The organism is Kitasatospora purpeofusca (assembly GCF_042691725.1).
GTDB classification, from domain to species: Bacteria; Actinomycetota; Actinomycetes; order Streptomycetales; family Streptomycetaceae; genus Kitasatospora; species Kitasatospora purpeofusca_B.
Genome location: NZ_CP170483.1, coordinates 3,639,421 through 3,656,426 on the forward strand (window position 1 = coordinate 3,639,421; position 17,006 = coordinate 3,656,426).

At 73.3% G+C, this 17,006-nt stretch carries 14 protein-coding genes and 1 pseudogene; 8 read left to right on the forward strand and 7 right to left on the reverse strand.

Annotated elements, in window-relative coordinates; all coding sequences use genetic code 11:
• Nucleotides 1-4: 4 nt before the first annotated feature.
• The 3 genes from ACFCLZ_RS15240 to ACFCLZ_RS15250 are packed head-to-tail and all read left to right on the forward strand — an operon-like array spanning nt 5 to nt 749.
• Nucleotides 5-283, forward strand: coding sequence for an ATP-binding protein (locus tag ACFCLZ_RS15240; protein ID WP_380286179.1), 279 nt, complete (start codon nt 5-7; stop codon nt 281-283).
• Nucleotides 280-513: a hypothetical protein gene (locus ACFCLZ_RS15245; protein ID WP_380285427.1), complete on the forward strand. Its 234-nt coding sequence runs from the start codon at nt 280-282 to the stop codon at nt 511-513. Before ACFCLZ_RS15240 ends, ACFCLZ_RS15245 begins: the two co-directional genes overlap by 4 nt.
• Entirely contained in the window at nt 510-749 is a 240-nt protein-coding gene (locus tag ACFCLZ_RS15250) for a hypothetical protein (protein ID WP_380285428.1), read from the forward strand. Before ACFCLZ_RS15245 ends, ACFCLZ_RS15250 begins: the two co-directional genes overlap by 4 nt.
• Before the next feature lie 1,134 nt (nt 750-1,883).
• On the opposite strand, the gene ACFCLZ_RS15255 is transcribed toward ACFCLZ_RS15250, so the two are convergent.
• Entirely contained in the window at nt 1,884-3,545 is a 1,662-nt protein-coding gene (locus ACFCLZ_RS15255) for an NlpC/P60 family protein (RefSeq protein WP_380285429.1), read from the reverse strand.
• A gap of 336 nt (nt 3,546-3,881) precedes the next feature.
• Between ACFCLZ_RS15255 and ACFCLZ_RS15260 the strand changes: the two are divergent.
• Together ACFCLZ_RS15260 and ACFCLZ_RS15265 are read left to right on the forward strand one after the other, a co-directional pair.
• Nucleotides 3,882-5,066 (forward strand): annotated as a pseudogene (locus ACFCLZ_RS15260) (anion permease); the annotation flags it as partial.
• A gap of 32 nt (nt 5,067-5,098) precedes the next feature.
• Complete coding sequence (locus ACFCLZ_RS15265) at nt 5,099-5,353, forward strand: hypothetical protein (RefSeq protein ID WP_380285430.1); 255 nt, start codon at nt 5,099-5,101, stop codon at nt 5,351-5,353.
• Between the two features lie 239 nt (nt 5,354-5,592).
• Here ACFCLZ_RS15265 and ACFCLZ_RS15270 read toward each other — a convergent pair whose 3' ends face one another.
• Nucleotides 5,593-7,143 carry an MDR family MFS transporter gene (locus ACFCLZ_RS15270; protein ID WP_380285431.1) on the reverse strand — a complete coding sequence of 517 codons (1,551 nt, stop codon included), beginning with the start codon at nt 7,141-7,143 and terminating at the stop codon, nt 5,593-5,595.
• Nucleotides 7,144-7,262: 119 nt separating this feature from the next.
• Nucleotides 7,263-7,772, reverse strand: a complete 510-nt coding sequence (locus ACFCLZ_RS15275; protein ID WP_380285432.1) for a MarR family winged helix-turn-helix transcriptional regulator — start codon at nt 7,770-7,772, stop codon at nt 7,263-7,265.
• Nucleotides 7,773-7,884: 112 nt separating this feature from the next.
• Between ACFCLZ_RS15275 and ACFCLZ_RS15280 the strand changes: the two genes are divergently transcribed.
• Entirely contained in the window at nt 7,885-8,988 is a 1,104-nt protein-coding gene (locus ACFCLZ_RS15280; protein ID WP_380285433.1) for an ABC transporter permease, read from the forward strand.
• On the opposite strand, the gene ACFCLZ_RS15285 is transcribed toward ACFCLZ_RS15280, so the two are convergent.
• The 4 genes from ACFCLZ_RS15285 to ACFCLZ_RS15300 all read right to left on the reverse strand — a co-directional run bounded on the left by ACFCLZ_RS15285 (nt 8,985) and on the right by ACFCLZ_RS15300 (nt 14,180).
• Nucleotides 8,985-10,205 (reverse strand): ROK family protein, encoded by a 1,221-nt coding sequence (locus ACFCLZ_RS15285; RefSeq protein ID WP_380285434.1) that lies wholly within the window; start codon nt 10,203-10,205, stop codon nt 8,985-8,987. The two genes, ACFCLZ_RS15280 and ACFCLZ_RS15285, sit on opposite strands and share 4 nt — an antisense overlap.
• Nucleotides 10,198-10,764: a GtrA family protein gene (locus tag ACFCLZ_RS15290; RefSeq protein ID WP_380285435.1), complete on the reverse strand. Its 567-nt coding sequence runs from the start codon at nt 10,762-10,764 to the stop codon at nt 10,198-10,200. Before ACFCLZ_RS15290 ends, ACFCLZ_RS15285 begins: the two co-directional genes overlap by 8 nt.
• Before the next feature lie 78 nt (nt 10,765-10,842).
• Complete coding sequence (lon, locus tag ACFCLZ_RS15295) at nt 10,843-13,242, reverse strand: endopeptidase La (RefSeq protein ID WP_380285436.1); 2,400 nt, start codon at nt 13,240-13,242, stop codon at nt 10,843-10,845.
• A gap of 149 nt (nt 13,243-13,391) precedes the next feature.
• Nucleotides 13,392-14,180, reverse strand: coding sequence for a rhomboid-like protein (locus ACFCLZ_RS15300; RefSeq protein WP_380285437.1), 789 nt, complete (start codon nt 14,178-14,180; stop codon nt 13,392-13,394).
• Between the two features lie 549 nt (nt 14,181-14,729).
• On the opposite strand from ACFCLZ_RS15300, the gene ACFCLZ_RS15305 reads away from it, so the two are divergent.
• Nucleotides 14,730-15,467, forward strand: a complete 738-nt coding sequence (locus ACFCLZ_RS15305; RefSeq protein WP_344337269.1) for a response regulator transcription factor — start codon at nt 14,730-14,732, stop codon at nt 15,465-15,467.
• A gap of 82 nt (nt 15,468-15,549) precedes the next feature.
• Nucleotides 15,550-16,680: a sensor histidine kinase gene (locus tag ACFCLZ_RS15310; protein ID WP_380285438.1), complete on the forward strand. Its 1,131-nt coding sequence runs from the start codon at nt 15,550-15,552 to the stop codon at nt 16,678-16,680.
• Nucleotides 16,681-17,006: the final 326 nt, after the last annotated feature.

A 17,006-nucleotide genomic window follows, 5' to 3' on the forward strand; every position in this document is an offset into this window, starting at 1 on the left:
GGCCATCGCCGATGCCGAACTCGCCTTCCACGAGCTCTACATCAACGCCTGGCAGCACGCGGGCACCCCGTCCCCGGCGGTCCTGGTTTCCCTCCGGCCCGCCGTGCTCCGCGTCTCGGTCTGCGACGACTGCCCCGACCTGCCCGAGTCCCGTCTCGGCGAGGACCTCTACGCCGTCTCCGGGCGCGGACTCCACCTCGTCCGCGCCCTCACCCACCGCTTCGGCGCCACCCCCACCAAGACCGGCAAGATCACCTGGTTCGAGCTGGACGCCGCCGCGTGAACCGGCCTGTCCGCCCCCACGACACGTACCTGCGCACCTACACCGAGCCCGAGGTCACCACCCTCCTGCGCGAACTCCACGAACGCGGCAAGCCCTTCGGCATCCAATGGGGCTCCGCCCACGTCAACGGCGCCACCATCGACGGCCGCCTCCTCATCGCCTTCGGCGACACCTCCCTCGCCACCCTCCTCAACCTCCTCGAACTCCTCCGCGAAACGAGCCGACGGTGAACACCCTCTACATCGGCGCCATCGCCGTCCTCACCGCCCTCGCCATCGCCACCGTCATCACCGGCGTCATCACCACCCTCAAGATCAGCCCACCCCCACCCCCCATCACCCGCCACGGCCGCTGGGAACTCCGCACCCTCCCCGACGGCACCCCCGAATACACCTGGATCGCCCGCCAGGCCGGCCACTTCAGCCCCGAAACCAACCCCCACAACCGCCACCGCGCACCCCGATGACACCAACCCCGGAGCAGGAAGTCGGTCCCGTCGACTTCCCACTCCACGCCCAACGGACGGGAGCCGTGTTCCGGCGGCCACTTGCACCGAACAAGGGTCCGCCCGACAAACCCGCACAGCTTCCACCCCGCACCCCGGGAGTGGGAAGTCGACGAGACCGACTTCCCACTCCACTGCCCCTCGACCACGGTGGCGCGGGTCCTCGTTCGGGCGGCCCCCTTGCGAAGAACAAGGGGGCCGCCCGCCAAGCGCTCTCGCGGCTCCCACCGCGAGACCCGGGAGTAGGAAGTCGGCCTTGCCCACTTCCTACTCCCCCACCCCACCCACAGCGCGGGCGAAGGTGCCTAGAAGCAGGACGCGGCTGACCCGGCGCATGCCTCCAGAACGCGGTGGGCCTCGTGGCCGATCCAGGCGTCCGGGGCATTCGGGACGTACGTGTCCCGGTGGGCGGAAGCAGGCGCCGTCGGGTAGGGCCTGACCGGCCGGGCGCTGCTGTCCTCTGCCGCATGTGCGAGCGCCACGCCACTGCTGAGCGCACACAGCCCGACTACCGCTACCGCGACTGCTGCACGCTTGAGCACGATGTTCCTCCAAGGTCTCGACGAGAGTCCGTGCTCGCAGTGGACCACTCGCCGGTAGACGTTCCGTCAACGTCGGCGGGCCTGGGGCGGGCACACGGCAGCCCTCGGAGTAGGAAGTCGGCTCCGTCGACTTCCTACTCCGCCCGCGCTCTGGTGGAGGGGGTGGCCTTCGGCGGCGATCGCTCGGGTCGAGCGATCGCCGCCGAGGTCCTTGGCGTGGCGATGGTGGCGTAGGAAGTCGGCCCCGTCGACTTCCTGCTCCGACCCAGCCGATCCGCCCACGACGAGCGCAACATGTGGCCGCCGCCCCTCGCTCGGATCGAGCGAGGGGCGGAAGGAGCAGGTGTAGTGATCGATGGGGCGAGGTCCACGGGTGTGGAGTGAGAAGTCGGAACGGCCGACTTCTCACTCCGCACCGGGCATTCCGTAGCCACAACAGGCAGCGGCCAGGCGCAGCCGAAGCCGCCCCGGGCGAAGCCCGACAGGCAGCGGCCAGGCGGGGGGACGGCGCGGCCGGGCTTCGAGAGGGGTCTCGAAGCCCGGCCGATGCGGGTCAGTTCTGGGTGGGCGTGAGGGTGCCGGAGGCGGAGGCGGTGCCGGAGGCCTTGGCGGCGTTGGAGCCGGTGGCGGTGGGCGAGCCGGTGCCGGTGCCGGTCGCGGTGGGGGTGCCCGTCGGGGTCTCGGTGGGCGTGCCCGTGGGCGTGCCGGTCGGGGTCCCCGTCGGGGTGCCGGTGGGCGTGCCCGTGGGCGTGCCGGTCGGGGTCCCCGTCGGGGTGCCGGTGGGCGTGCCGGTCGGCGTACCCGTGGGCGTGCCCGTCGGGGTCCCGGTGGCGGACGGGTCCGGGGTGCCCGGGGTGGTGGGCGTGGACGGGCCAGTGCCCGGGGTGGGATCCGGGGTGCCGGGGGCCGCAGGGGTGACGGGCGGCGGGACCGGCGTGCCCGGGGGAACCGGGGGCTGGTTCAGCGGGCTGGACGCGATCGGGGTGACCGAGTCCCAGCCGGCCGGCAGGTCCGGGACCTTCCAGGCGCCGCCCGCCTCGTCGGCCGCGCCGTCCGGGTCGGGCCGGACGGCGCCGAGGATCGGGTTGGCCCCGATCGGCCCGACCTTGACGAACGAACCCGGCCGCGGCGCGTGCACCACGAGCCCGCCGCCGATGTACATCGCGACGTGCGTGGCGCCCTGGAAGTAGATGATCAGGTCGCCCGGCCGCAACTGGTTGAGCGGGACGTGCTGGAGCTGCGCCCACTGCTCCTGGCTGGTGCGCGGGATCGGCTTGCCGGCGTGCAGCCAGGCCTGCGAGGTGAGCCCGGAGCAGTCGAAGACGTCCGGCCCGGCACCGCCCCACACGTACGGCTTGCCCAGCTGGGCGAGCGCCCAGGCGACGGCGGCGCGGCCGGCCAGCGAGGGGGTGCGCTCGTCCTTGCCGAGCACGCCGGTGGCGAGGAAGGCGAGCTGGGCCTCGTCGGCCTTGGCCTTCTCCACCTGCTCCAGCTCGGCGCGCTGGGCGCCGGTGAGCGAGGAGACCAGCTGCTCGACGGCGGCGAGGTCGGCGGCGACCTTGGCCTTGGCCGCGTCCTGCTGGGTGACCAGGGTCTGCGAGGTGGCGAGCGCCTCCTCGTTCTGCTTCTGCAGCCCGCTCAGCGCGTCGCGGTCGGCGGTCAGCTTGGTGAGGAACTCGTTCTGCGAGCGGCTGGCGGCGGCGAGCAGCTCGGCGATGGTGACGGCCTCGTACGGGTCCTTGGAGAGCAGCAGCTCGGCGTAGGCGGACGCGGCGCCGTTGCGGTACTGCGCGGCGGCGAGCTGGGAGGCGATGTCGGTGCCGGCGTCGACCTGCTTCTGCTGGCGCTCCAGCTTGGACTTGAGCTCGGCGAGCGAGGCCTGCTGCACGGCGACCTTGTCGACGGCCGCGTTGTACTGCTCGGTGGCGGCCTCGGCGCCCTGGTAGAGCGTGTGCAGCTGGTCGAGCAGCGGGCCCAGGGTGGCCTTGGCCTCGGCGAGCGGGTCGCCGCCCGCGGCGTCGGCGACGGGCGCGGTGGGGGCCGCCGGAGCCGGGTCGGCCCAGGCCGCACCGGTGGCCAGCGGCAGCGACAGCGCGGCGGCCGCGAGGACGGCGCCGCAGCGCAGCGCGGCCCGGACCCAAGCCGGCCGTCTCCCACCGGGTGCGCCCGTCAGTCGTCCGTCCGTCAGCTCCGCGCGCCGTCCAGCCCCGCCCATGGGTCTCGTCCTCCCCGTCCGCCCACGTTCCGGGCTACCCGGACCTCCGGCTGATCCTGCCACGGGTTACTCGCCGGAAACAGACCGCGCCCGTACGGCCCGATGAATATTTCACCTCCCCTGTGAGGCAACTCTCAGCAAAAGGGGCGAAGCGGACGGATCTCCACTAATGTCCAGCTCAGCACGGCGGACGCCACCCTTCGGAAAGGTTCCGGCAACCTCTCCGACACCGTCGGAACCTCAATTCCGATGCCAGTTCACCTTCCGTTCACCAAGCGTCCCTACCGTCGCGCACGACACCAACATCAGTGCGACAACTACGACGATTGTTTGGGTATGGAACACATCTCGTTCCTGGTGGCCGTTGTGATCATCACGGCGCTCGCCTTCGACTTCACCAACGGGTTCCACGACACCGCCAACGCGATGGCCACCTCCATCGCGACGGGAGCCCTCCGGCCGAAGGTCGCGGTCACCATCGCGGCCCTGCTCAACTTCGCAGGCGCGTTCCTCTCCGTGAAGGTCGCCACCACCATCTCCGGCGGCATCGTCAACGAGAAGGCCGGCATCCACCCGGAGATCATCTTCGCCGCACTGGCCGGTGCCATCCTCTGGAACCTGCTGACCTGGCTGCGCGGGCTGCCGTCGAGCTCCTCGCACGCGCTCTACGGCGGTCTGATCGGCGCCACCGTGGTCGGCATCGGCGCCAACGGCGTCAACTTCGACACCGTGGTCAGCAAGATCCTCATCCCGGCGATCGCCTCCCCGCTGGTGGCCGGCCTGGCCTCCTGGGGCGCCACCAAGCTGGCCTTCGCGATCACCCGCAAGAGCGACGAGAAGACCGTCGGCAAGGGCTTCCGCACCGGCCAGATCTTCTCCTCCTCGCTGATCTCGCTGGCGCACGGCACCAACGACGCCCAGAAGACGATGGGCATCATCACCCTGACCCTGGTCTCGGTCGGCGCCCTGCCGAAGGGCGCGCTGCCCCCCACCTGGGTCATCATCTCGGCCGGTGCCGCGATCGCGCTCGGCACCTACATGGGCGGCTGGCGGATCATCCGCTCGATGGGCAGCGGTCTGGCGGACATCACCCCCCGTCAGGGCTTCGCCTCCGAGTCCGCCGCCGCGACGGTCATCCTGACCTCCTCCAGCATGGGCTTCGGCCTCTCCACCACCCAGGTCTGCTCGGGCGGCATCATGGGCGCCGGCCTCGGCGGCCCGAAGGCCGAGCTGCGCTGGGGCATGGTCCGCCGCATGGTCTACACCTGGGGCCTGACCCTGCCCGCCGCCGCCACCGTGGGCGGGCTCGCCGCCTACCTGGCCGAGCGGGGCAACTGGGGCGTCGCCCTGGTCGGCGCCGCCCTGGTGGCCGGCTCGGGTGCGATGTGGGTCATCTCCCGCCGCCAGCCGGTCGGCGCGGACAACGTCAACGGCGCCTCCGACGTCACCCCGGTGGAGGTCGCCCCGGCCGAGGTCGGCACGCCCGCCACCCCGAACCCCGCCTCGACCACGGTCGCGGCCTGACCGCCGCCGGCTGAGGAGCTCGAAACACCATGCACATCAAGTGGAACGCCCTGGCCCAGACCGCCGGTGTCAGCTTCGGCATCACCGTCGCCGTGGTCGCCGTCTTCGCCCTCGGCATCCTGGCCCTGTCCCGCCGCGAGGCCGCGCTCACCGCGCACCGCGAGGCGGCCGGCCCGAACGCCCCGGTGGCCGGCGGCCGGCTGGCCCTGGCCGGCGCCTACGCCTGCTTCGCCGTCTGCGGCGGGGTCGTCCTCTACGGGCTGAGCCTGATCGCCAACAAGTAGCCGACGGCACGCAGCAGCGACCGAACGCCCGAGGGCCGGGAGTGGAAGCACCACTCCCGGCCCTCCCGCATCGCCGCGCGACGAGCGTGGCCCGCCCCCCGGTGGGGGTACGCCGCGCGGCCTCCCGAACGAACAGCGCCGTGACGAAGGCCGGCGGCGCGAACGGCGGCGCGACAGCACGCCGGAGGGCCGGGAGCGGATCACCACTCCCGGCCCTCCGGCGTCGCGCCGCGGCGCGCTCAGTCCTGACCGGTGCGCAGCACGGTCTCGCGGATGAACAGCACGGTGACGAAGGCCAGCAGCGCGAACGGCGCCGCGACCAGGAAGACCACGCCGACGCCGTGCCCGTAGGCGTCGGTGATCAGCGGCACCAGCGGCGCCGGCAGCTTGTGCAGGTCCGGGATGCCGCCGCCGAGCGAACCGCCGCCCGCCGGGATGTGCGCGGCGGCCAGGTTCTCGGTGAGGTAGTGGCCGACCCGGTTGGTCATCAGCGCGCCGAGCGCCGAGACGCCCATCGCGCCGCCCATGGTGCGGAAGAAGGTGACCACCGAGCTGGCCGCGCCGAGCTCGTGGCGCGGGACGGTGTTCTGGACGGCGAGGACGAGGTTCTGCATGGTCAGGCCGAGGCCGACGCCGGTGACCGCCATGTAGACGGAGAGCAGGCCGTAGTGGGTGTCGGCCCGGGCGGTGCCGAGCAGGCCGAACCCGATGGCCAGCAGCAGCGTGCCGCTGACCAGGTAGGCCTTCCACTTGCCGTACTTGGTGATCATCTTGCCGGCGACGGTGGAGGAGACGGCCAGGCCGAGGATCATCGGCAGGGTCATCAGGCCGGCCACGGTCGGGGACTTGTCCCGGGCGAGCTGGAAGTACTGGCTGAGGAAGGTGGTCGCGCCGTACATCCCGATGCCGACCAGGACGCTGGCCAGCGCGGAGAGGGTGACCGTCCGGTGCTTGAACAGGTGCGGCGGGATGATCGGCTCGGCCGCGCGGCGCTCGACGACGACGGCGATCGCGCCGAGCAGCAGGCCGCCGCCGACCATGGCCGCGGTCTGCCAGGAGAGCCAGGCGTAGTTCTTGCCGGCCAGGGTGATCCAGATCATCAGCAGGCTGACCGCGCCGGTGATCACCAGTGCGCCCAGGTAGTCGATCTTCACCTTGCGCTTGACCACGGGCAGCTTCAGGGTGCGCTGCAGCACCAGGATCGCGGCCAGCGCGAACGGGATGCCGACGTAGAAGCACCAGCGCCAGCCGAGCCAGGGGGTGTCGACGATGACGCCGCCGATCAGCGGGCCGCCGATGGTGGCCAGCGCGAAGACGGCGCCGAAGTAGCCGCTGTACCGGCCGCGCTCGCGCGGCGGGACCATCGCGGCCAGGCAGATCTGGGCGAGGGCGGTGACACCGCCGGCGCCGATGCCCTGGAGGGCGCGGCAGGCGATCAGCTCGCCGGTGTTCTGGGAGAGGCCGGCCAGCGCGGAGGACGCGATGTAGATCACCAGGGCGATCTGCAGCAGCAGCTTCTTGCTGGCGAGGTCGGAGAGCTTGCCCCAGATCGGGGTGGAGGCGGTGAGGGTGAGCAGGGTCGCGGTGATCACCCAGGTGTAGGCGGACTGGCCGCCGTGCAGGTCGGTGAGGATCCGCGGCAGCGCATTGGAGACGACGGTCGACGAGAGCACGGCGACGAAGAGGCCGAGCAGGAGGCCGGAGAGCGCCTCCATCACCTGCCGGTGCGTCATCGGTTGGTCGGTCGTGTCGGCGGCTCCGGTCGCGGCAGGCGTGGCGGTGACGGTCATCAAGGTCCTTCGGAATAGTTGCCTGTGGCAACCATAAGGCTGGATGGTTGACTTGGGCAACATTCGTCAAGAACAAGTAAAGCCCGGGCCGAACCCGGCCCGGGCCCCGCGCGCACCGCTCAGCCGGCGGGTGCGGCCGCCTCGCCGACCACGTCGTTGAAGCGGTGCAGCAGCTCGGCGAAGCGGACCACGTCCTCCTGAGGCCAGCCGCCCATCAGCTCCCGCACCCGGCCCATCCGGGCGGCCTGCGCGACCAGGAAGCGCCGCCGGCCGTCCTCGGTGAGCGAGACCCGCGCCGAGCGGCGGTCCTGCGGGTCCGTCTCCCGGGCCAGCAGGCCCAGCTCCTCCAGCGCCCGGATCTGCCGGCTGATCGTCGCCTTGCCGACCGCGAAGTGCAGGCCGACGTCGGTCACCCGCACCGATCCGGCCTGCTCGATGTAGCTCAGCAGGCTGTACGCCATGCCCTCCAGCTGCGGGTGGACCCGTCGGGACAGCTCGGACATCCGCGCCCGGCCGCGCCGGAACAGCACCCCCACCTCGCGCTCCACCGCCAGGAGCGGGTCCTCGTCCTGGCCCTCACCCTGGCCCTCGTCCCGACCCTCGCCCGGGCCCTCGTTCGGCGTACTCACCGCGCCAGTATCCCGCAGCACACCCGGACCGCCCCCGGCGCGGCAGAAACCTCGGCGAAACTCGTTCATGCTATTAAGTACCCGGTTTCCCCCGATTCGCAAGGAGATGTGCATGACCGCCCCAGGCCAGCAGGGAGAAGAGTCCGCCGAGGCACCGGAGCACGCGCCCGAACCGGCACCGAAGAAGGGCTTCGCCGCCGAGTTGAAGGGCGCGGTCACCCCGCGTGCGGCGCTGCTGGTGATCGGCGTGCTGCTCCTCCAGTTGGGCTTCGTCACCTCGTACGTGGGCGCGCTGCACCAGCCGAAGCCGCACGAGCTGTCGATCGCGGTGGTCGCCCCGCCGCAGGTCGCCCCGAAGCTGGTGCAGGGCCTGGAATCGGTCCCGGACGAGGCCGTGAGGGCCTCCACCGCGCCGGACGCGGAGAGCGCCACCCAGCAGATCAAGGACCAGAAGATCTACGCCGCGCTGGTGGTGAACCCGACGTCCACCGAGGACGTGCTGATGGTCGCCAACGCGCGCGGGCCGTCCGCCGCCCGGGCCGCCGAGACCGTCGTCACCGGCCTGGAGAAGAGCCAGGGCCGCACGGTCGTGGTCCAGGACGTCGTGCCGCTCGCCACGGGCGACGCCAACGGGCTGTCCTCCTTCTACCTGGTGATCGGCTGGTGCGTCGGCGGCTACCTGGTCGCCTCGATCCTCGGCGTCAGCGCCGGCGCCAAGCCCGCCAACGCCAACCGGGCGCTGATCCGGCTCGGCACCCTGGCGCTGTACTCGGTCGCGGCCGGCATCGGCGGTGCGATCATCGTCCAGACCGCCCTGGACGCGCTGCCCGGCCCGTTCTGGGCGCTGTCCGCCGTCGGCGCGCTGGTGGTGTTCGCGGTCGGCGCGTTCACCATGGCGCTGCAGTGCCTGTTCGACATCATCGGCATCGGCATCGCGGTGCTGATCTTCGTGGTGCTCGGCAACCCGAGCGCGGGCGGAGTCTTCCCGCCGCCGTTGATGCCGCCGTTCTGGCGCGCGATCGGCGCCTGGTTCCCGAACGGCGCCGGCACCGACGCGACCCGCTCGATCGCCTACTTCGACAGCACCAACCTGACCCAGCCGCTGCTGGTCCTGCTGGTCTGGGCGCTGGTCGGCGTCGGCATCACCTTCGCCGCCGTCCTCCGTAGGCCCTCGCACCTGAGCCGCGAGCTGGTCACGGCCGAGGACGGGGCCTAAGGCTCCTCCAGCCGGCCCGGGTCGGCGAGCAGCGACCGGACCACGCCGACCGCGGCCCCCAGCAGGGGGCCGCGGCGGCCCAGCCGGGAGACCGTCAGCCGCTCGTCCGACCAGGGGCCGACGGTCACCCGGGCGGCCAGCTCGGCCCGCATCGCGGGCAGCAGCCAGGGCGCCAGCCGGGCGTAGCCGCCGCCCAGCACCACCTCGGCCGGGTCCAGCAGGTTGACCGCCCCGGCCACGGCGATGCCCAGCGCGGCGCCGGCGCCGAAGAGCGCCGCCCGCACCTCCTCGTCGCCAGCCTCGGCCCGCTCGGCGAGCAGCGCCACCCAGTCACCCCGCACGCCCTCCAGCCCGGCCGCGCGCAGCACCGCCGACTCCCCCGCGTACTGCTCCAGGCAGCCGTGCGCCCCGCACGCGCAGCGCGGCCCCTCCGGATGCACCGGGACGTGGCCCAGCTCGCCCGCGTAGCCGCGCGCCCCGCGCAGCAGCCGGCCGTCGACGACGATCGCCGAGCCGATCCCGGCCTCGGCGGAGACGTGCAGGAAGTGCTCCGCCCCGCCGCCCAGCCAGAGCTCGGCGAGACCGCCGAGGTTGGCCTCGTTGTCGGCCCGCACCGGGAGCTCGGCCAGGTGCCCGGCACCGGCGGCGCGCAGCGCGAGCCGCAGTTCGGCGGCGGTCCCGACATCCCGCCAGCCCAGGTTGGCGGCCCGCCGCAGCAGCGCGCCGTCGGCGCCGACCAGTCCGGGCACGGCCAGCGCCAGCCCGGCCGGGCGCAGGCCGGCCTCGGCGGCGGCCCGGCGCAGCAGTTCGGCGAGGTCGGCCATCACGGCGGCGGGCCGCCGGCCCCGGTTGCGGATCTCCTGGCGGCGCCAGGCGCGGACCTCGCCGCGCAGGTCGACCACGCAGGCGCCCAGGTGCTCGACCCCGATCTCGGCGCCGAGGCCGGCCGGGCCGTCCCGGTTGAGCCCGAGCGCGGTGCCGGGCCGGCCGACCTTGCCGCTGGGGGCGGCCGGGCCCTCCTCGACCACCAGTCCGGCCGCGATCAGCTCCTCGGCGAGCGAGGAGACGGCGGCCCTGGTCAGCCCGGTGTCGGTGGCCACCTCGGCGCGCGAGCGCGGGGTGCGGGCGATGACCCGCAGCACCAGGGCCAGATTGCTCCGGCGCATCCCCTGCTGGTTCGCCGGCCCGCCCGCCCGGAGGCCGTCCGGCTCACGCATCGCCCTCACCCGCTCCGGCTTCGGCCGACCGCATCCGCGGGCCCGGCCGCGGAGCCGCCCCGCCGGCCGTGCCGGCGGACTGCTCCACCCGGGTGAAGACCCAGCGCTGCATGGCCCAGAAGCGGAACAGCATCGCCACGAAGGTGCCCAGCACCATCCCGCTCAGGAAGTCGGCGAGTTCCTGGACGACCGGGCTGACCCATGGCTCGCGCAGGTCGAGCAGGTAGCGCGAGGCGATCAGCGGCAGCACGTTGACGGCGATGGCCGCGGAGCTCACCAGCAGGAACAGCAGTGGTTCGCGCCGCCGCCAGGAGGAGCGGAAGCTCCACCGCCGGTGGAGCAGGTAGGAGACGGCGGTGCCGACCGCCGTCGCCGCGGTGAGCGCCACCACCGGCTTGCGCTCCAGCACGGTGAGCCGCAGCGCGTAGTTGATCAGCAGCGTCAGGGCGAAGCAGCCGCTGCCGACCAGCAGGAACTTCACCAGCCGCCGGTGCCGGACCAGGAGGGGGCGCACCCCCTGCGGCACCCGGGCCAGGACGCGCTGGGTCAAGGACGGCACCTTCGCAGTCTGGCACGCACCCCGCGGCCCGTCCCGTCCGATGGAGCGCCGGACGGGACGGGCCGCGGGGCGCCGCCGTCAGGCCGCCGCCACCAGCACGCCGGCCGGCTCCAGGGCCAGCTCCAGCACCTCCCGGACGTCCGCGACCGGGTGGACGGCCAGCCGCTCCAGCACCTCGGCGGGGACGTCGTCCAGGTCGGCCTCGTTGCGCCGGGGGATGATCACCGTGGTGATCCCGGCCCGGTCGGCGGCGAGCAGCTTCTGCTTCAGTCCGCCGATCGGCAGCACCCGCCCGGTCAGCGACACCTCACCGGTCATCGCCACGTCGGTGCGCACCTTGCGCCCGGAGAGCAACGAGGCCAGCGCCGTGGTCATGGTGATGCCGGCGCTCGGGCCGTCCTTGGGGATGGCTCCGGCCGGGATGTGCAGGTGCACGCCGCGGTCGCGCAGCGAGGTGACCGGCAGCTCCAGCTCGGCGCCGCGCGAGCGCAGGTAGGAGAGCGCGATGTGCGCCGACTCCTTCATGACGTCGCCCAGCTGGCCGGTCAGGGTCAGTCCGGTGCCGCCGGTCTCGGCGTCGGCGAGCGAGGCCTCGATGTAGAGGACGTCTCCGCCGGCCCCGGTGACCGCCAGGCCGGTGGCCACCCCGGGCACCGCGGTGCGCCGCTCGGCGGGCTCCTGGGCCGCCTCCGGGACGTGGTGCGGCCGGCCGATCAGGGCGCGCAGGTCGTCGGCGCCGATCGCGGCGGGCAGCTCGCGCTCGCCCAGCTCGTTCTGCGCGGCGATCTTGCGCAGCACCCGGGCGACGGCCCGTTCGAGGTTCCGGACGCCGGCCTCACGGGTGTACTCGCCGGCGAGCCTGCGCAGCGCCGACTCGTCGACCGCGACCTCCCCGTCCTTGAGCCCGGCCTTCTCCAGCTGGCGCGGGAGCAGGTGGTCGCGGGCGATGACGACCTTCTCGTCCTCGGTGTAGCCGTCCAGGCGCACCAGCTCCATCCGGTCGAGCAGCGGCTCGGGGATGGCCTCCAGCACGTTGGCGGTGGCGAGGAAGACCACGTCGGAGAGGTCCAGCTCGACCTCCAGGTAGTGGTCGCGGAAGGTGTGGTTCTGCGCCGGGTCGAGCACCTCCAGCAGGGCGGCGGCCGGGTCGCCCCGGTAGTCGGAGCCGACCTTGTCGATCTCGTCGAGCAGGACGACCGGGTTCATCGAGCCGGCCTCCTTGATCGCGCGGACCAGCCGGCCGGGCAGCGCGCCGACGTAGGTGCGCCGGTGGCCGCGGATCTCCGCCTCGTCCCGGACGCCGCCGAGCGCGACCCGGACGAACGTGCGGCCCATGGCGCGGGCCACCGACTCGCCGAGCGAGGTCTTGCCGACGCCGGGCGGGCCGACCAGGGCCAGCACCGCGCCTCCCCGGCGGCCGCCGACCAGCCCGAGCCCCTGGTCGGCCCGGCGCTTGCGGACCGCCAGGTACTCGACGATGCGCTCCTTCACGTCGGCCAGGCCGGCGTGGTCGGCGTCCAGCACCGCGCGGGCGGCGGCGATGTCGTAGGAGTCCTCGGTGCGCTCGTTCCAGGGCAGCTCCAGGACGGTGTCCAGCCAGGTGCGGATCCACGAGCCCTCGGGCGACTGGTCGCTGGAGCGCTCCAGCTTGTCGACCTCCTTGAGCGCGGCCTCGCGGACCTTCCCGGGCAGGTCGGCGGCCTCGACCCGGGCGCGGTAGTCGTCCTCCTCGTCGGCCGGGTCGCCGTTCAGCTCGGCCAGCTCCTTGCGGACGGCCTCCAGCTGGCGGCGGAGCAGGAACTCCTTCTGCTGCTTGGCCACGCCCTCCTCGACGTCCTTGCGGATGGTGTCGTTGACCTCCTCCTCGGCGAGGTGGTCGCGGAGCAGGCCGAGCGCGTACTCCAGTCGCGCGACCTGGTCGGCCTCCAGCAGTACCTTGAGCTTCTGCTCGGCGGTGACGAAGGAGGCGTAGCCGATGTTGTCGGCGAGCTCGCCGACGCCCTCGATGGCGGCCACCCGGTCGACGATCTGCCAGGCCCCGCGCTTGCGCAGCCACTGGGTGGACAGGCTCTTGTACTCCCTGACCAGCTCGGCGGCGCGCCCGGCCACCGGGGTGCCGACCGAGGACTCCCGAAACGGCGTGGTCTCCACCCAGAGCGCGGCGCCGGGCCCGGTGGTACCGGCCCCGATCCGCACCCGGCGCACCGCGCGGACCAGCGCCGCCGGGTCGCCGTCGGCCAGCCGGCCGACCTGCTCGACGGTGGCGAGGGTGCCGACCGCCGCGTACGAGCCGTCCACCCGCGGGACCAGCAGGACCTGGGGCTTGCCGGTGCTGCCGGTGGTGGCGGCGCGCGCGGCCTCGACGGCGGCGCGGACCTCGGTGTCCTTCAGGTCCAGCGGAACGACCATGCCCGGCAGGACGACCTCGTCGTCGAGCGGCAGCACGGGCAGGGTGAGCGGTGTGGACGTCGATGCCATGATCTCTCCCCGGTCAGCGAACTTGAGTCGACCTGACTAAGGATTCTGCGCCGCCGGATGTTCCCGCGGTTCCGTTCGCCGTGAGCGAACGGTGCAGGAGTCCCGGCCGGCCCGTCAAAACCGGGGCCGAACCGGACTCAGAACCGGGCTCAGAGCCGGTCCAGCACGGCGGCCCGGCGCGGCGCGGGCGCCGGCGCGGACGCGGTTCGGGGGCGCGCGACGGACAGCCCGAGCCGGGTGCGGGACGGCCGGCGCCCGTCCCGGCGGCGCAGCCACCGCCACAGCGCCACCCCGGCCAGCAGCGCCGCCGGATGGCCGACCCCGGTGACGAGGTCCCGGTCCTCGGCGATTTGCCCGGCGATCAACGCCGCGGCCAGCCCGAGCGCGACCACCCGGCCGCCCGGCCGCAGCAGCCCGGCCAGCGCGCCGAGGCTGGCCAGCACGCCGTAGCTGACGCCGATGTCCAGGTGGTCCATCGCGGCCGGCTCCAGCCGCCCGCTCTCCACCCCGACGATCACCACGCCCTGGGAGAGCAGGGTGGCGCCGATGTGTCCGGCGGCGAAGACGGCCGCCGCCCAGGCGGGGCCGACCCGGCGCTCCAGCGGGGCCACGGTGAGGGCGAAGGCCCACAGGTAGGGCACCCAGTCCGGGCCAGCCACCCAGAAGCCGCTGAGCAGCAGGGCGCGCAGCGGGTGCTGCAGCAGGTTGTGCCCGTCGGAGCTGGACGCCTCCTGGAGCCGGCGCACGAGGTCCGGGTCGGCCAGTCCGGCGAAGGTGGTGGTGGCGCCGACCACGGCGAGGTAGCCGAGCGCGAAGGGGTTGCGCCGCGGGGTCGGCACCCGGGCGAGCACCCAGTCGACGACCCCGGCGCGCAGGCCGTGCCGGAGCATCCCGTACGGCGGCCCGCCGCGCCCGGCGCGCGCCTGTCGCTCCGTCATGCCGCCTCCGCTCCAACGCCCGCAGCCGTCGCCTCCGGCGTGTCCAACGCACCGGCGCGTACCGGAAATCCCACCCTCCGTGATTTGTCGTGGCCACGGTACGGCCGGCTCCTGGGAGCGGGCTGGGAGAACGCTGGGCGCGGAGCGGTCGCAGGGCGCTCGCATTGGTCCAGACCTTCTCCCCCCATGCGTGCGCCCGCCCCTGCTGACCGGCGGCTTGGCGCCGAGCGATGTGCATACGTACCGTTACGGAGTGGAAAAACGCCGGGTAAGGTATCGGCCCGTGCCCACTTGCGAGTGGGCCCGACAGCCGGCCCGGCAAGCCGGCCCGCGGGCCGGAAATGTCCGGTCCACCTGCCGGGAATCACCCGCTGTCCGTACGCTGCGAGGTGTGCGGGAGAAGTGAGCGGCGCACGCCCGCTCGCCCGACCCCGCACACGCGACGGGACGGCGGACCCGGCACAGTCCACGACGGAACAAGACTACGAGCGGAGCCTTCGCCATCCCCACAGATGGCCGGCCCGCAGCCCTGGGGGCGGTGGCGTGACCGTGACAGAAATTCAGCAGGACAACCAGAACGCCGGCGGCACGGTGAGCAGTCAGCGCAGAGTGCTGGTGGTCGAGGACGAGCCCACGATCGCCGAGTCCATCGCGGCCCGGCTGGGCGCGGAGGGCTTCAAGGTCGCCGTGGCCCACGACGGCCCGGGCGCCGTCGACGGCTTCCACACCTGGCAGCCCGACCTCGTCGTCCTCGACATCATGCTGCCCGGCTTCGACGGCCTGGAGGTGTGCCGCCGGATCCAGGCCCAGCGCCCGGTACCGGTCCTGATGCTCACCGCGCGCGACGACGAGACGGACCTGCTGGTCGGCCTCGGCGTCGGCGCCGACGACTACATGACCAAGCCCTTCTCCATGCGCGAACTGGCCGCCCGGGTCAACGTGCTGCTGCGCCGCGTCGAGCGTGCCCAGCAGGCCGCCCGCACGCCCGCGCTGGGCAGCCTGCGCTTCGGCGAGCTGGAGATCGACCACGTGCAGCGCCGGGTCCGGCTGGCCTCGGGCGACGTCCACCTGACGCCGACCGAGTTCGACCTGCTCGCCTGCCTGGCCGCCCAGCCGCGCGCCGTGCTCACCCGCGAGCAGCTGCTGGCCGAGGTGTGGGACTGGACCGACGCGTCCGGCACCCGCACCGTCGACAGTCACGTCAAGGCGCTGCGCCGGAAGATCGGCGCCAGCTGGATCCGCACCGTGCACGGCGTCGGATACGCGCTGGAGGCCCCGCTCTCGTAGCGGCGCACCTTCGGACACCGGGCCGCCGGGGGGCCCGTGTCCCGGACCGCCGTGCGTACACGCGGGGGATCACAGGGGACCAATGACCTTTCCACAGCAACGCAACGGGGACCTCGACGGCAGCCGGCCGCCCACGCTGGCCGCCCGCGCCGCGAAACGGGTCTGGGCCGACATCCGGCCGCTCGACCCGGTCCGCTCGATCAAGGGCAAACTCGCCCTCCTGGTGATCGTCTCGGTCTTCCTGGCCACCGGCATGGTGGTCGTGGCGATCCGGTCCGAGACCCAGATCCGGATCATCATGATCTTCTCGATGATCGCCTCGCTGCTCTTCATGCAGTTCCTCGCGCACGGGCTGACCGCCCCGCTGCGCGACATGACCGCCGCCGCCCGCGCGATGGCCTCCGGCGACTACAGCCGCCGGGTCGAGGTGAACTCGCGCGACGAGATCGGCGAGCTGGCCGCCACCTTCAACCAGATGGCGGCCGACCTGGGGGCCTCCGACCGGCACCGCCGCGAGCTGGTGGCCAACGTCTCGCACGAGCTGCGCACGCCGATCGCCGCGCTGCACGCCGTGCTGGAGAACGTGGTCGACGGCGTCGTCCAGCCGAACCCGGCGACCCTGGGTGCCGCGCTGGAGCAGACCGAGCGGCTCGGCCGGCTGGTCACCCACCTGCTCGACCTCTCCAAGATCGACGACGGCGTGGTCGACCTGGACGCCCGTTCGTTCGAGGTGCGCGAGTTCCTGGACGGCGTGCTGCGCGGGGTCACCGTGGACGGCGCGACGGCGGGCGGAGCGTTCTCCCGGCGCGGCGACGTCCGGCTCGCGCTGGAGGTGAGCCCGGCGGGCCTGACCGGCGTCGCCGACCCGGAGCGGCTCCACCAGGTGGTCGCCAACCTGGTCGACAACGCCTGCAAGCACTCCCCGCCCGGCGGCACCGTGACCGTCCGCGCCCGGCCCGGCGAGGGGCCCGGCGCGCTGCTGCTGGAGGTCGAGGACGAGGGTCCCGGCATCCCCGCGGCGGACCGGACCCGGGTCTTCGAGCGGTTCGGGCGCAGCGGCACCGCGACCGCCTCCGGCCCGGGCGCCGACGGCGGGACCGGGCTGGGCCTGGCCATCGCCCGCTGGGCGGTGGACCTGCACGGCGGGCGGATCGAGGTGGCCGAGGCCGCCCGCGGGTGCCGGATCGAGGTCCGGCTGCCCGGCCCGCGCTGAAGCACCGCGCGCGGGCCGGGCGGGGGACGGACAGAGGACGGACAGTGGGCCGGCAGTGGGCCGGGCCCCGGGGGAAGAGGACAAATGTCACAGATCCGACACAGAGCCACCCCCGGGGCCCATGGCCTACTTTGTCCGCTTTTGTCTGCATATAGGTGATGATCAGAACCGGTCGGTTCCCCTCCGATGCGCGTTTCTAACGCACATTTTCAGCCAAACCGCAGGTCGGGACTGTGATCTGGGCGACGCCTGCCCCCCGGGGACTGCGCGATCACTGGTCGGAGGCGTAGCCTTAATCCCCGCTGTCCAAACATCCCAAAAGGAAG

Bases quoted from the DNA above. Each gene is read 5' to 3' on its own strand.
- ACFCLZ_RS15285 (WP_380285434.1), bottom strand. From the start codon at position 10,205: ATGCGTGAGCCGGACGGCCTCCGGGCGGGCGGGCCGGCGAACCAGCAG.
- ACFCLZ_RS15255 (WP_380285429.1), bottom strand. From the start codon at position 3,545: ATGGGCGGGGCTGGACGGCGCGCGGAGCTGACGGACGGACGACTGACG.
- ACFCLZ_RS15310 (WP_380285438.1), top strand. From the start codon at position 15,550: ATGACCTTTCCACAGCAACGCAACGGGGACCTCGACGGCAGCCGGCCG.
- ACFCLZ_RS15265 (WP_380285430.1), top strand. From the start codon at position 5,099: ATGCACATCAAGTGGAACGCCCTGGCCCAGACCGCCGGTGTCAGCTTC.
- ACFCLZ_RS15270 (WP_380285431.1), bottom strand. From the start codon at position 7,143: ATGACCGTCACCGCCACGCCTGCCGCGACCGGAGCCGCCGACACGACC.
- lon (WP_380285436.1), bottom strand. From the start codon at position 13,242: ATGGCATCGACGTCCACACCGCTCACCCTGCCCGTGCTGCCGCTCGAC.
- ACFCLZ_RS15280 (WP_380285433.1), top strand. From the start codon at position 7,885: ATGACCGCCCCAGGCCAGCAGGGAGAAGAGTCCGCCGAGGCACCGGAG.
- ACFCLZ_RS15300 (WP_380285437.1), bottom strand. From the start codon at position 14,180: ATGACGGAGCGACAGGCGCGCGCCGGGCGCGGCGGGCCGCCGTACGGG.